Raw genomic sequence first — 14,404 nt, 5'->3', positions numbered from 1 at the left:
GCATGCTACGTCTCCGGGCAGAGTGGCTGCAAGCTAAGGGCGAAGTCAAAATCCATCAGACTCCTTGTGCCACTAAAACCGGACAACGAGTCCCAGAATCGGACCTTGCTGCGACATCGAGGAAACCGTCGTCGTTGCTGTAGTCGACGCCCAACGCCCGGTACCCGATGACCGATGAGACGCGATCGCTGAAACGATAGCCGATCGCCACGGCGACATCCAGTCAATGTCGGCTTCGCCGGCGCCGACGAGCCCCACCGGCCAGAATAGACCTCGGGCCTGACCGAATAGTTTCCGCGACGACCGGCCGTGGCATCCACCCAGGCTGCGCCGTCGCTTCACTGAAGGAGACGTCGGTGTCGACCGTCCACACCCTACTGTCGCGGAATGCCTCATTTGCGGATCGCAAATTCGGCATTTGGCAGGCGTCGCTTGCCGCCGAATATCACTGCTCCCTGCCAGGAGTTTTGCCGTTTGCTGCCATAGCGCCATCCCTTATGCGCTAGAATGCGCATAGTCTTTTTGATGGTGCCAGTATCGGTATGTAAGTTACGCAGTCGGACTGTTGCTTGGTGAAGCTGTATCCGCCGATGGCCGAGGATTGACACGCTTGTAGCAGCGGTCCTCAAAGAACCCGCAATGTCTTCCCGATCCGACCCAAGGCCATTGCGCGGTATATCGGCGCCGGGAATTGGATCTCCCTACTGCCATTTGTCCCATCGAGCTAGCCGTATCCTGGATAGCCCGCTTTCGATGCAACCGAGCGGATTCCGTCCGTAGGTTACCGTTAATTACCTTCCGCCCCGAGCGGCAATAGGCAAACCTCACGAAGGACGACTTTGTCGAAGGCATGGTTGAAGCGTCCTGCCACGAGTTTCGTCTCGTCGACAGAACGCGGAGCATGTTTTTCTCGCCAAGGAACCGAAAACCCGGCTCATTTTGGAAAAGCGGTACAATCAAAGGAGGACGTCAGATGAGTGACAAGCAGGCGAATCCAGACCGACAACCGAACCGGCGCGACATTTTGCTGACCGGAGGATCTGTGCTCGCCATTTCAGCTGTCGCATCCGGAATAGCCACGAGCGCGAAAGCTCAAGCAGCCGGTGCAAAACCCAACATCCTCGTCATTTTCGGCGATGACGTCGGTTATTGGAACCTCAGCGCCTACAACCGGGGCATGATGGGCTATCGCACGCCGAACATCGATCGGATCGCCAAAGAGGGCGCGATCTTCACCGACCACTACGCCCAGCAGTCCTGCACAGCCGGGCGCGCCGCATTCATTACCGGCCAATCCTGCTTCCGCACCGGCCTGCTGAAGGTAGGCCTGCCGGGTGCCAAGGAAGGGCTGTCGGAGAAGGNCCCGACACTTGCGGAACTGCTCAAGCCGCAGGGCTATGTTACCGGGCAATTCGGCAAGAACCATCTCGGCGACCGCAACGAGCATCTGCCCACCGTTCACGGCTTCGATGAGTTTTTCGGCAATCTCTATCACCTCAATGCCGAGGACGAGCCTGAGCATCCCGACTACCCGAAGAACCCCGAGTTCAAGGCCAAGTTCGGTCCACGCGGCGTGATGAAATGCAAGGCCGGTGCAACCGACGATCCTACCGAGGATCCGCGGTTCGGGCGGGTGGGTAAACAGGAGATCGAGGACACCGGTCCGCTGACGAAGAAGCGCATGGAAACTGTAGACGAAGAGTTCCTCGGCAGCGCGCTCAACTTCATCGACCGCTCGAACGCCGACGGGAAGCCGTTCTTCTGCTGGTTCAATTCGACCCGGACCCACATCTACACGTTTCTCAAGGAGGCTTCGAAGGGCAAGACCGGCTTGGGCATCTATGCGGACGCCATGGTGGAGATGGACGGCATGGTTGGCCAGCTTCTGGGCAAGCTCGATGACCTCGGCATCGCCGACAACACCATCGTCCTTTGGACGACCGACAACGGCGCGGAGGTTTTCTCGTGGCCGGACGGCGGCACCACGCCCTTCAAAGGCGAGAAGAACACAAACTGGGAAGGTGGCTACCGCGTGCCGTGCATGATGCGCTGGCCGGGCGTCATCAAGCCCGGAACCGAAATCAATCACATAACGTCACACGAAGATTTCGTGCCGACGCTGGTCGCAGCCGCAGGCGAACCAGACGTGACGGCCAAGCTGTTGAACGGATACGAAGCTGCTGGCAAGACGTTCAAGGTGCATCTGGACGGCTACAACCAACGCGACGTGTTAGCCGGCGAAGGCGAAGGCAAGCGCCACGAATACTTCTACTGGACCGATGACGGCAATCTCGCCGGCTTGCGTTACGAACGTTGGAAGATGGTCTTCCTCGAGCAGCGCGAGGAGGGGCTGGCCATATCCAGGGCTTCGGCAACNGACGGCAATCTCGCCGGCTTGCGTTACGAACGTTGGAAGATGGTCTTCCTCGAGCAGCGCGAGGAGGGGCTGGCCGTGTGGGAGAACCCGCTGATTCCGCTGCGGTTCCCGAAGCTCTTCGACATCAAGGGTGACCCGTTCGAACGGGCGCAGACGGATGCCGGGGAATACGCCAGATGGCGTGTCGAGCACGCCTTCGCGCTCGTGCCGGCGCAGGCTTATGTCGCCAAACACCTGCAGACCTATGTCGAGTTCCCGCCTCGGCAGAGGCCCGGCAGCTTCGCACTCGACCAGGTCCTGGCGAAACTGCAGGAGGGTGGCAGAAACTGAGTCTTCGCTCTAATGGGCCGCGCTCGCACTATCGGCAGGCGCGGCCTCCAGGCCAACGCGGAAGCAGGTCAATGGCAGTCGCAAACAACAATCCTTCGACCGAGACCATTGCTCAGAGGGCAAAGAACGAATTGCGCGAGTACGCGCTCCTGTCCTTGTATCTATTCGTCTGCTTTGGTGCGCTCATTCTCTACAAGGCAGCGATCCTTGGCGAGGAGGGCATCAGCTATCTGCCATCAGGGCTGGCGGCCATCAAGGCACTGATCCTGGCGAAGTTCATAATGCTCGGGCACATGATCCGATTGGGCGACCGGCGTCGAAGCAGGATGGTCTACGTCATAGCCTACAAGGCCCTGTTATACCTGATCCTGCTTCTCGTCCTCTCGGTCGTTGAGGAAGTCGTCGTCGGTTTGATTCACGGGCGAACGATCGCTGCCTCCCTCGCTGAGTTCGGAGGAGACAAGCTGCCGCAGACGCTCGCGACAAGCCTGATCATGCTGCTGATATTGATCCCCTACCTGGCGTCCAGGGAAGTCGACGTTGCACTTGGGGAAGGCAGGCTTTGGACGCTGCTGTTCGACGGACCTCAGTCAGCCGGTCTGGCAGCTGCCGCGAAAGAGCCAGGCCAAACGAACCCGAGCGATCACCTTTCCCGGTAACGCTGTTTGATGATGGCGCTTTCGAGGGCGCTGACCAGAGGAGACATCAAGCCATGACCAATCTTGCTTGCGCCGCGAAGCGCTACCTGTTGTCCATCCTCCTGTTATTGGGGATCGCAAGCTCTGCCACTGCGCAGGGCGCCGATCAGTTACCTTCCTGGAACGATGTCCAGGCCAAGCAGGCCATCGTCGCCTTCGTCGAACGTGTAACTGCGGAAGGCGCGGCAGACTTCGTGCCCGAAGCAGAGCGCGTCACCGTCTTCGACAACGACGGCACGCTGTGGGCTGAGCAGCCCATGTACTTTCAGCTCCTGTTCGCACTCGATCGGGTCAAGGCAATGGCGCCGCAGCATCCGGAATGGAAGGACAAGGAGCCCTTTGCCTCGTTGCTCAAGGGCGACGTGAAAGCTGCACTCTCAGGCGGCGAGCCGGCGATCGTGGAGATCGTCATGACCACGCACTCAGGTATGACAACGGTGGAATTCGACCAGATCGTTCGCGACTGGATTGCCACCGCCAAACACCCGAAGACCGGCCGGCTCTACACCGAGATGGTCTACCAGCCGATGCTGGAGCTGTTGGCCTATCTTCGCGCCAATGGTTTCAAGACTTTCATCGTCTCAGGCGGCGGCATCGATTTCATGCGTCCATGGACGGAGAAGGTCTATGGTATACCGCCCGAGCAGGTCATCGGCAGCAGTGGCAAGACCAAGTTCGAGATGCGCGACGGAACGCCGGTGCTCATGCGATTGCCGGAAATCAACTTCATTGACGACAAGGCGGGCAAGCCTGTCGGCATCCACCAGCACATCGGTCGCCGGCCAATCGCGGCGTTTGGCAATTCGGACGGCGACTTGCAGATGCTGCAATGGACATGTTCGGGACCTGGCCCGCACTTTTGCCTTTACGTGCACCACACCGACGCGGAGCGCGAATGGGCCTACGACCGCCAGTCGCACATCGGCCACCTCGACAAGGGCCTCGACGCTGCAGCCGATTCTGGTTGGACGGTTGTCGATATGAAGAAGGATTGGAACCGGGTGTTCGCCTTCGAGAAGTAAGGATTCGGAGCAAGACGATGCGTCAAGTTGTGGAACGCCAGGCTCAATCTACACAGGTCGAAGAGCCATTCCTGAACATGGTCTGGATTCCCGGCGGCACATTCCTCATGGGATCGGACAAGCACTATCCCGAAGAGGCCCCGGCGCATAGGGTGGCAGTGGGCGGCTTCTGGATGGACGTCTGCACCGTCACCAACCGCGAGTTTGCTCGCTTCGTCGACGCAACTGGTTACGTCACCTCGGCCGAACGTCCCGTAAATCCCGACGATTATCCCGGAGCGAAGCCGGACATGCTGGCACCATCGTCCGTGGTGTTCAGCAAGGCCAAACAGCGTGTCGATCTTCGCGATCACTACAATTGGTGGGTCTACGTGCGCGGCGCCAATTGGCGCCATCCGCGCGGGCCGGCGAGTTCGATCAAGCGGCTGGCCGACCATCCGGTCGTGCATGTGAACTTTGAGGATGCCGAAGCCTACGCATCGTGGGCGGGCAAGGAATTGCCCACCGAGGCCGAGTGGGAATTCGCGGCGCGTGGCGGGCTCGACGCGGCCGAATTTGTCTGGGGCGATGAAATGACGCCCGATGGACGACACATGGCCAACACCTGGCAGGGCGAATTCCCGTGGCGGAATCTCTGCGAGGACGGCTACGAGGGGACGTCACCCGTCGCCTCCTTTGCCGCCAATGGCTACGGCCTCTACGACATGGCTGGCAATGTCTGGCAGTGGACCACGGACTGGTACCAGGAACACGGCAAGATCGACAGCCCGTGCTGCACGGTTGACAACCCCCGCGGTGCCAAACGGGACGACAGCCTCGATCCACGGCAGCCGCAGATCAGAATCCCGCGCAAGGTGATGAAAGGCGGATCGCATCTTTGCGCGCCCAACTATTGCCGGCGCTACCGCCCGGCCGCGCGGATGGCGCAGCCCGTCGACACGTCGACGTGCCATTTAGGTTTCCGCTGCATTGCACGCAGAACGTGACAAACACTGCCAAAAACGCCCGGCGCAAAGCCTGCCGGGACAGAGACAGACAGGGAGGATCGAAGCATGACGGGCAATGAGATGTTGAAGGTCGGCGCGGCGGCGCTGGCGCTGCTGCTTGCCGGGTTTGGTTCGGCGCATCCTGTCCTTGCACAAGAACAGGTCGCGGCGGCTGACGCATCCGGCGATGCGGCGGCCTCGCCGGAGCCGTTGAGCGCCGACGAGATGGAGGTCCTGGTTGCGCGGATTGCGCTCTATCCGGACGAGCTGATCTCAGTGATCACTGCGGCAGCGCTCTATCCGCTTGAGATCGTCGAGGCGGCGCGCTTCCTCGACCGCTACGAGAAGGACAAGAGCCTGAAGCCGAAGGAGAGCTGGGACGGCTCGGTGGTGTCGCTGCTCAACTATCCGGACATCGTCAAGATGATGAGCGACGACCTCGAATGGACGCAGACGCTCGGCGACGCCATCGCCTACCAGCAGAAGGACGTGCTGGTTGCCATCCAGCAGCTGCGCGACGAGGCGGTCGCCAAGGGCGTGATCAAGACCGACGACAAGATCCAGGTGGTCAAGGAGAACGACAACATCGTCATCAAATCGGCGAGCCCCGAAGTGATCTACGTCCCGCAATATCCGCCGCAGATGTTTTATGAGCCCAACTATGTGTGGGAGCCGATCCGCTATTATCCCGACCCCTATCCCTATTACTGGTATCCCGGAGCGACCTTTTTCGCCGGGGCGGTGACCGGCGCCATCTGGGCCGCCGCCGTCGATTGGAACGACTGGGGCGTATGGGGCGGTCGCTGGAACGGCAACGACATCAACATCGACTGCAACAATTGCTTCAACAACCGCGACTTCAACGGCAAGATCAACATCAACGACGTCGACTGGAAGAACATCGATCGCAGCAAGATCAACATCGACCGCGACCAGTTCAACAAGTTCGACCAGACCAACATCAGGAACCGGATCGAAAAGAATGGCGACAACGCCATCCGCGACCGCGCCCGCGACATCAAGAAGAACGACAAGATCGCCAACAGGGCGCCGGGCAAGACGGCTGCAACGAGAGACATCCGCAAGAGCACGCTCGACGGGCTGAAGGCGAAGCCCGCCAACGCCATCCGCCCCGCCAAGCCCGCCAACATCCAGAAACCTGCGGACAGGCGTACTGTCAATCGCCCCGCAGCGAAGCCCGCTGTCGGCGACCGCCCGAGTGCCAATCGCCCGGCGGCGAAGCCGGCAAAGGTCAACCGTCCGGCCGGCAAGCCAAAACCTGCGGCAAGGGTCGACAACCGGCCGAAGAAGCCTTCGGGGCTTGGCAACGTCGATCGCGGCAAGATGACCAAGGTCAGCTCCAACCGCGGCCACCAATCCATGGGCGGCGGCAGCCGTGGCGGCGGCCACAAGCAGATCAAGCGCGGCGGCGGCGGACGCCGGCGTTAACGGAACGGGAGGACAGGATTATGACACAGATGCTCAGCACCACCCGTCACACGGGACTTTTGCACACGATCCTTCTCCGCTCTGTCTGCGCCGTGGCGCTTGCAGTGGGCTTCGCTGTCTCGCAGCCAGCCGCCGCACAGGATGCGCCGGAGGCCCCGGAGATCACCGCCTTTGCGGCCGCTGCCGAGCCGCCCGTCTTCGACACGCCGGAGGCGGCTGTCGAGGCGTTCAAGAAGGCGCTGAACGACGCCGGCAACGGTGCGGTTGCGGCCCTTCTCGGCCTCGATGCGGAGAAGCTCAAGGCCGACGAGAACGCCGACGAGACGCTGGCGGCGATCAAGGAGGGTGTGGCCAAGCGGCTTGTCCTCGATGGCGAGGGCGACCGCCGCACGCTGCAGATCGGCGACAAGCTGTGGCCGCTGCCTTTTCCGATCGTCAAGGGCGGGGACGGCAAGTGGGCTTTCGACACCTATGCCGGGCTCGAAGAGATCGTGAACCGGTATGTCGGCGAGAACGAGCTCACCGCGATCGAGACGATGCGCGCCTATGTCGATGCGCAGGAGGACTATGCGTCGCAGGACCGCGACGAGGATGGCGTGGAGGAGTTCGCGCAGAAACTGATAAGCTCGGAAGACGCGACCGACGGGCTCTACTGGCCGACCGACGATATCAACGGTGAGAGCCCGGCCGGTGCCAATATCGATCAGGCCGAGCTTGAGGACGCGGCCAAGGGCGAAGGCTATTTCGGCTACAAGTACAAGATCCTGACCGGCCAGGGCAACCAGATCGCCGGCGGCGCCTATGACTACGTGATCAACGGCAACATGATCGCCGGCTTTGGCCTCATCGCCTGGCCGGCCAAATATGGCGAGACAGGCGCAAAAACCTTCGCCGTCAACCAGCACGGCGTCGTCTACGAGGCGGATCTCGGGCCAGCCACCGAGCAGATCGTCAAATACATCGACCGCTTCAATCCGGACGATACCTGGCAGGTCGTGGGCGACTGAGAGAAATGGATCAAAAGCCGGGTTCGAGTCGATCGGCAAAACCCTGCGCTGTGGCAGAAGAGGTGGTATGGAATTGAGCTTCGCATTCATGGCCAGACCCGGCCACCAGTCCGTCGTCAGGCTGCGCGCCTACACCATGATCCGCAGGCCTTCGCGGCGAACGGCATCAATTTCGCCCAGCCGACGGTGCAGGTCGGGAACGACGAGAAGCAGGCGGCTGCCGCCGCGGCCAACGTCTTCGGCCAGTTGGAGGCGCAGCTCAGGCGCGCCCGGAATGGTCGTGAACGGCATACGTCCAGGCGCTTGGCCTTCGCCAGCCGCTCCCTTCACCGCCGTCGCAAAAATTCCAGCTTCAGCCGGTTGATCTGCTCCGCGGTCCATCCCCGAACGTCAGTCACTTCGATCCAGGCATCGATGTAATGCTCCGGCGCATAGACATGCCCGTACCCCATCGGGGCCGTTGTGGCCATCGCCATGTCGACGGTGAGTTGGAGAAGCGTCACCACCGGATACCATTTGAGCTCGGGAGACACGTCGGAACCGCGCGGCCCCGCCATCCATTCCGGCTGTCGGTACAGGGACCGGTAGTCGAAGAACGTCACCGGGTCGCTCGCATATTGAAGATAGACGATCCGCATCGGTCCCCAATGTGCGTACGGGATCGCCAGGCCGTTCTCCTGGCTCGTGAACCGCACATACGACCCGTCCCTGAAGCGTGGCAGCCAGGCCGGCGATCCTCGCTCACGATCGTCGGTGACGGAACGCCAGATCCTGCTCGGAAACGGCGGGCCGCTCCAAAGTGCCCCCTGATACGGGTCGCCGATCACTTCGAACAACTCGGCGGATAGCTCGGAGCTCAAGGCGCCAAGGCTCAGCCCATGCAGGTAGAGCCTGGGGCGGCTTTCCTTCGGGAGCTTGGCCCAATGGCTGTAGATTTCCGCAAAAAGGGTACGAGCGGCCTCGGCGCCATAGCCGGGCTCGACCAGGAGGGACAGCCAGCTTGTGAGATACGAATACTGCATGGCGACGCTCGCGACGTCGCCGCCGTGGAGATATTCGACGGTGTCCATTGCAGCAGGGTCTATCCAACCGGTGCCTGTCGGCATCACCACGATCAGCACCGAGCGATCGAATCCGCCGACGCGCTTGAGCTCCTCGAGGGCGAGTTTTGCGCGCTCCTCGGCTGTCTCCGCAGACCGCAATCCGACATAGACGCGGATCGGCTCACGCGCATCCATCCCCAGGAACGAGCCTAAACCCTTGCTCGTCGGTCCGGTCGCGATGAACTCCCGCCCCGCCCTTCCTAGTTCGTCCCACTCGATCAGCGAGGTATCGCTTCCGGTCTTGCTGGGGTCGGCCGGCTGTTGGGTCTCGGGCTCGATCAGTTCATCGAATGCCTGGAAGGACGAATCCGCGGCATGGAGCGCAAACCTGAAGAAAACGCCGTTGACCACCGTCCAGAATAACGCAGCCGCAGCGGCAATGCCGATCACGTATGACACGCGTTTCGGCACGATCCGGCCAAGCATTCGCGAGATGAACAGGAACGTGACCTGAAACAATCGCGCCAAGAGGATCAAGAGCACGAAGGTCAGCAACGCGATCAGACCGACCTTCAGGGGGTGTGCAGTGTCTACCGGCTCGAGCCTCATGAGCTGCCGGATCGAATTTTGCCATTCCGACGCCTGCCAGAGAAACGCGACGGCAACCAGGATGCAGATGGCCGCAGCGACGAGTTTGATGGCCCGCACGATGCGGCCGGTGGGCTTGGGCAACTCCAGATAGTCGGCCAGCCAGCGCCCGAACACGCCAAGCCCATATCCGGCCGCGAAAGAACATCCCGATAGAATGCCTTGCGTCACAAACGTGCGTGGAAGCAGCGTAGGGGTGAGCGAGGCCGCAAAGAAGAGTGTTCCGATCAGCAGGCCAGCGGCTGAGAAGGAACGCCAGAACCTGAAGATCCAGAACAGCCTCATTGGAGCGGCCACGTGCGATCGCTGGAGTGCTTCGAGGCAGCTTGCCGTGCAAGATGCGTCGGCGCAACCCGCAACTGCGCGGAACCACGTGCGACGCCACGAACTCGATACCAATCTGGAGCAGTCTTTGTTCTGGAGCAGTCTTTCCAAACTTTAGGGGTGCGGTCGCTCGCCGTTCACCGCGCGTGTCAAAGGAGACTGAGCATCGCGGCACGATGGCCGAGCTTCATCGTTTGTGGAGGTTAGAAACGGAGTTTGGAACAGAAAGGCCACAACTCACAAAGCGCAAGGATAACAAACGCTTACTGTATATCTGGCGATTCCGCGATGTGCGATGCTTGCCAGCGATGTGCGCGGAGGTGCGCTTGGATTACGGTAAGGCCCCTTCCGGCCATCCTCTGTTAGGAGTGTTGCGCAGAACGACAATTGGATGGAAACAGGTGGACAAACGGCCATGGCGGCATCACCTGACGACGCTGCTGCTGCTGCGCGCGGGCTATGCCTACGTGCCTTACAAGCTCGCTGGAGAGCGTGATCGAGCAGAACAAGGAAGTTATTACCTGTCGCTTCGGCGGACGCAGGGGACGATCCGGATGGATGCGCCGGACTGGAACCCATGGCTGGAGTTCTTCCTGCGGCCTTGCAGAGCCAAAAACAGCACCTCGAGAAGAAGATGGAGCGCGAGCAAGTCATGCTCGCTGCGCTGCCGGAGTCATCGGTCCCGATCCTCGAACTGGCGAGTGAGCATGGCCGGGCTACGGTGGCCGAGACCGCGAGGGTCAGCGGCGCGAGCCGCAACACGATCAAGGACCATCTGAAGGCGCTGGTCGAGCAGGGCCATCTGACTAGGCATTGCTCAGGTGCCTGGACACCAGAACGCCAGGCTCGAAGCAGCAAGTATGCAAATTGGTGAAAATTGCCGGAACCGGCTTAGCTTCGAGAATCGCCAACGCCTCATCGGATGTCCGTGCCTGTCGGAGTCGCGCCCGAACCTGAGATGCCCGAAGCAGCCGGCATATTTGGGAAAGGGCAGGGAGGAAGGCGGACGTGGCAGAGGCCGGCCAAAGTATAGTGTAAATGAGGTCGACGGGATCGTCGTCCGGGCCGTCGAAATCGATAGGCTGAGCCAAACGTGTCAAAGACGCGGCAGGCGAAGAGATCATACCGAGCAGAGCGTGGGGGATCGCGACGCCACGACCGATGCCCGTCGAGCCGAGACACTCTCGGTCGAAAAGACCACGGATAACCATCTGCTCGTCAAGCCCATTTCTCCGAGCAATCCTGATCGCAATTCTTGACAAGGCTGATTGCTTTCCCTTCGTCACAAGATCAAGCGAAATGTCTTCTTCTGACAGGATGGGGGAGATCATCAGGGTCAACCTCCGTGTCGATCCAGACGCGATCGCAAATGAGCGTTCAGCCGCACTGGTCAAGCAGGACAGAGTTCTCAGTGGACTGAGGAGTGGAGATGAGGCTGGCTGTCCCGGACGCGAACTCTCTCGCGTCCGGGCTAATGGCCCGTTTTGAGGCGTTTAGGCTCCCGCCGGAAATTGAGGCTGAAAATATTCATAGCAATTCAGAGGTAGTGGAAGATATTTTGAAAATCAAGCAAAACAGGTACGGGCCTGACTAACAGAAATAATGCTTTTAAATGCCAGTTATTTTCGTTTGACGAACAGAACAGTCTCCTGCTTGCTAGCTGGGCGCGAACATGCCGTGTCAGAAAGTGAAAATCGAATTTTTAGACGGACTTCCAGATCTTCAGCCGTCGCAATTTTTATTTCAACCAGGAGATGCCGTGATGAAAAAACTCGTCCTCGCAGTTGCCTTGACAGTGGGCAGTTCGCTTTGCGCCATGGCGGCGAATGAGGTCACCAAAGCTCCGCCAGCCGCTCCTTACGAACAGGTCAGCAAGCTTGTGAAACTGCCCGACTTCCTGCCGGGCATGGGCCAACTTTTCGTCGATCCGACGACATTGCCTGCCGGACCATTCCTTGCCTATGACCACGATGGCGAGCTTGTCAGCACGATCTACATGCTGCCGACCAAAGACCTCAATCCGGACAAGCGTTTTGACGACCTCGCTTCACCCGGCGGCAATGTCGACCATGTGGACGTCTACTACAATGCCGGCCATCCGGGGGTAGAAGAGCCGCATGTCCATGTCGTGCTGTGGCATGTTTCGGCGGCTGACGAGGCACAGGTCGCCAAATGATACTGACGCGTCGTGAGATACTGGGCGCTGGCGGCGGGCTCGCCGCCGCCCTTTCCCTCTCTTCTCTGGCCGTGTTGGGTGGCGAGATGATCGAAGTCAAGATGCAAGGGCGCGACGACGGTTCACACGTCTGGTTCGACCCGATAGGCATTCTGATCAAACCAGGACAGACGATCCGCTGGACCAATCTCAATCCCGGCAATTCGCACACGACGACGGCATACAATCCCACAAACTTCGAGCGGCCGCTCCGCATGCCCAAAGCGGCAAAATCTTGGGATTCTGACTATCTACTGCCCGACGAAAGCTTTTCGGTTACTTTCACCGAGCAGGGGGTCTATGATTATTACTGCATTCCGCATGAGCATGCTGGAATGGTCGGTCGTATCGTCGTCGGCGAGCCCGAGGCGCATGACTGGACGGAGCTAACCGGAGCGAAGGGAGACCTACCGGAAGAGGCCGTCAAGGCCTTTCCGATGGTCGAAGACATCATGACGAAAGGGATCGTGCGGCGCGCCTAGGCATGCGTGCAGGATGCGTGACACCAGCAACAGGAGAACCCAAACGACGATGCGAATGGGAGCCCGAGTTTCCTGTTTGTCGTCAATGATCGATAGGGGCGACCATCATGACCGGCAGCGCGTTTCCATACGATCATGAAACACGAGCGAAGCGCGACGAGCGTCAGGTAGATATGCCTCTCGGTGCTCGGGCCGCAGCCCAACAACGTGAGCGTGCCACACATCGGCTTGCCGCCTTAGGCGAGATGACTGGCGGTATTGCCCATGATTTCAGAAACCTCCTGGCAGTCATCGGATCCGGCCTGAGGCTTGCCGAAATAAGAGCCGAGGAGCCCGAAAGCGTGAGGACCTACATTGCTGCAGCGCGGCAGGGAATCGATCGAGGTATCGAACTGACGTCACTGGTACTGGCCTTCGCAAAACATCAGGAACTCGAAATCCACGCTGGCAATTTGAATGAATTCCTCAGGTCTTTTGAGCCTTTCCTGAGATATGGCGCAGGCCCCGATGTCCGCGTCAAGCTGGAGCTTGGTTCCGATATCCCGAACTGCTTGATCGACCCGGCGCTGTTCGACTCTGCAGTGCTTAATCTCGTAATGAACGCACGAGATGCGATGCCAAGTGGCGGGGAGATCCGCGTCACCACTGAGCGATTGGTGCAGACGGCCCCGACGCCTGACCTGCCCGGGCCCGAAACCTACGCATGCGTTCGCGTCAAGGACGATGGTTGCGGCATGGCTCCGGAAGTCTTGCGAAAGGTGTTTGATCCTTTCTTCACGACGAAGGGTGAGAAGGGCACCGGGATAGGGATGTTGCAAGTGCAGGCATTGGCGCAAATGGTTGGTGGTCGGATCCGGATAAAGAGTGAGCGAGGGATTGGAACAACGGTCGACCTTCTGTTCCCGTCAATCCAAGCGGACCTTTAGACGCCCAACAACTCCTACAATTTGATGTCGGCGCTCGCGACGGAATGCAATCCTGCCAGGGCAGGACCTACCACGCTCTCGTCCGCACTTGCGGATTGCACCGCGTAAACCGGATAGGAGAACTGCGGCATTTCATGCACAAGGTGCAGCCGGCCGGCCTCCATGTGAGGCCGCACAGAACTCATCCTGAAATATCCGGAGCCGCCAGTCGCAAGAACATAGCTCAGTGCGAGCGGACCGAGATCGAAAGAAAGATCCGGCGCAGCACTCGGGAAATTCATCCCGTGGTGAAGTTCAAAATCCGGCCCCCAATCCATATAAACATAATCGGATTCGTCCAGGAGGCGCGCTTCGGAATTGGTCGTCACGAGGACGAGTTTTTCCTCCAGAAGCAGATCGATCTTCAAACCCGGTCTGTGGGGGGGCGCGTACATGATAGCCAAGTCGACCATTCCTGACGCGACCTGATTGATCAAATCCTTCGGCACATCGACGTGTACTCGAAGTGCAATGTCCTGAAGCGACCCGCGCATCCATCGGACCCAATCGAGCAGAAGAGGTTGCGCTAGGCTGACTTCGCTGCCGACCGTCAGAACAGCTCGACGTCCCGGGGGCACGGCAACCTGGTGAAGGGTGCGTTGCCATAGTTGGACGAACATCGGGGCGTGGCGCAGAAATTGCTCACCGGCCGGGGTGAGAGAAGCTCCGCCTTTGTGGCGAACAAAAAGCGCGCGGCCCAATTGCTGTTCGAGGTTGCGAATCCGTGCGCTTACGGTCGTCTGGGCGACATTCAAGCGCTCCGATGCCCGAATGAAACTCCCTGTCGAAACGATCTCGATGAAAGTCCGGGCGAGTTCAATGTCCATAAAACATATAGCATAAAAATTGCGTTTAAAT

14 protein-coding genes and 1 pseudogene are annotated in these 14,404 nt (G+C 59.9%); 10 read left to right on the top strand and 5 right to left on the bottom strand.

The window, feature by feature from the left end; translation table 11 throughout:
- Positions 1-72: 72 nt before the first annotated feature.
- A pseudogene (locus tag X738_RS87450) lies at positions 73-338 on the bottom strand (hypothetical protein); the annotation flags it as partial.
- A 635-nt stretch (positions 339-973) separates the two neighbouring features.
- Here X738_RS87450 and X738_RS69885 point away from each other — a divergent pair.
- The 6 genes from X738_RS69885 to X738_RS69860 all read left to right on the top strand — a co-directional run bounded on the left by X738_RS69885 (position 974) and on the right by X738_RS69860 (position 7,869).
- Positions 974-2,707, top strand: a complete 1,734-nt coding sequence (locus X738_RS69885; protein WP_023801813.1) for an arylsulfatase — start codon at positions 974-976, stop codon at positions 2,705-2,707.
- Between the two features lie 71 nt (positions 2,708-2,778).
- Positions 2,779-3,366, top strand: coding sequence for a hypothetical protein (locus X738_RS69880; RefSeq protein ID WP_023801812.1), 588 nt, complete (start codon positions 2,779-2,781; stop codon positions 3,364-3,366).
- Positions 3,367-3,419: 53 nt separating this feature from the next.
- Positions 3,420-4,427, top strand: coding sequence for an HAD family hydrolase (locus X738_RS69875; RefSeq protein ID WP_023801811.1), 1,008 nt, complete (start codon positions 3,420-3,422; stop codon positions 4,425-4,427).
- 17 nt (positions 4,428-4,444) lie between these two features.
- Positions 4,445-5,413 (top strand): formylglycine-generating enzyme family protein, encoded by a 969-nt coding sequence (locus X738_RS69870; protein WP_031255964.1) that lies wholly within the window; start codon positions 4,445-4,447, stop codon positions 5,411-5,413.
- Positions 5,414-5,479: 66 nt separating this feature from the next.
- Positions 5,480-6,862, top strand: coding sequence for a DUF3300 domain-containing protein (locus tag X738_RS69865; protein WP_023801809.1), 1,383 nt, complete (start codon positions 5,480-5,482; stop codon positions 6,860-6,862).
- A gap of 20 nt (positions 6,863-6,882) precedes the next feature.
- Positions 6,883-7,869, top strand: coding sequence for a DUF2950 domain-containing protein (locus tag X738_RS69860; protein ID WP_051407904.1), 987 nt, complete (start codon positions 6,883-6,885; stop codon positions 7,867-7,869).
- A 129-nt stretch (positions 7,870-7,998) separates the two neighbouring features.
- Here X738_RS69860 and X738_RS69855 read toward each other — a convergent pair whose 3' ends face one another.
- Together X738_RS69855 and X738_RS69850 are read right to left on the bottom strand one after the other, a co-directional pair.
- A complete protein-coding gene (locus tag X738_RS69855; protein ID WP_023801807.1) occupies positions 7,999-8,160 on the bottom strand; it encodes a hypothetical protein in 162 nt (53 codons plus the stop codon).
- Between the two features lie 35 nt (positions 8,161-8,195).
- Positions 8,196-9,845, bottom strand: a complete 1,650-nt coding sequence (locus tag X738_RS69850) for an alpha/beta hydrolase (RefSeq protein WP_023801806.1) — start codon at positions 9,843-9,845, stop codon at positions 8,196-8,198.
- Between the two features lie 616 nt (positions 9,846-10,461).
- Between X738_RS69850 and X738_RS87445 the strand changes: the two genes are divergently transcribed.
- The gene (locus X738_RS87445) at positions 10,462-10,758 is read left to right on the top strand and encodes a winged helix-turn-helix domain-containing protein (protein WP_245277768.1); all 297 of its coding nucleotides are present in this window, start codon (positions 10,462-10,464) and stop codon (positions 10,756-10,758) included.
- Here X738_RS87445 and X738_RS69845 read toward each other — a convergent pair.
- Complete coding sequence (locus tag X738_RS69845; protein WP_084833839.1) at positions 10,691-11,215, bottom strand: PTS sugar transporter subunit IIA; 525 nt, start codon at positions 11,213-11,215, stop codon at positions 10,691-10,693. The genes X738_RS87445 and X738_RS69845 overlap by 68 nt on opposite strands.
- Positions 11,216-11,646: 431 nt before the next feature.
- Here X738_RS69845 and X738_RS69840 point away from each other — a divergent pair, with 431 nt between their 5' ends.
- The 3 genes from X738_RS69840 (at position 11,647) to X738_RS69830 (ending at position 13,507) form a co-directional block, all read left to right on the top strand.
- Positions 11,647-12,060 carry a DUF5602 domain-containing protein gene (locus X738_RS69840; RefSeq protein WP_023801802.1) on the top strand — a complete coding sequence of 138 codons (414 nt, stop codon included), beginning with the start codon at positions 11,647-11,649 and terminating at the stop codon, positions 12,058-12,060.
- Positions 12,057-12,581 (top strand): plastocyanin/azurin family copper-binding protein, encoded by a 525-nt coding sequence (locus X738_RS69835; RefSeq protein WP_023801801.1) that lies wholly within the window; start codon positions 12,057-12,059, stop codon positions 12,579-12,581. Before X738_RS69840 ends, X738_RS69835 begins: the two co-directional genes overlap by 4 nt.
- A 107-nt stretch (positions 12,582-12,688) precedes the next feature.
- Entirely contained in the window at positions 12,689-13,507 is an 819-nt protein-coding gene (locus X738_RS69830; RefSeq protein WP_023801800.1) for an ATP-binding protein, read from the top strand.
- A 14-nt stretch (positions 13,508-13,521) separates the two neighbouring features.
- Here X738_RS69830 and X738_RS69825 read toward each other — a convergent pair whose 3' ends face one another.
- Positions 13,522-14,373: a LysR family transcriptional regulator gene (locus tag X738_RS69825; protein WP_023801799.1), complete on the bottom strand. Its 852-nt coding sequence runs from the start codon at positions 14,371-14,373 to the stop codon at positions 13,522-13,524.
- Between the last annotated feature and the right edge of the window lie 31 nt (positions 14,374-14,404).

It is taken from the genome of Mesorhizobium sp. L48C026A00, from assembly GCF_000502375.1.
Taxonomy (GTDB): domain Bacteria; phylum Pseudomonadota; class Alphaproteobacteria; order Rhizobiales; family Rhizobiaceae; genus Mesorhizobium; species Mesorhizobium muleiense.
Note: the sequence above shows the minus strand (reverse complement) of the source record. Positions and strands in the feature narration are given on the sequence as shown.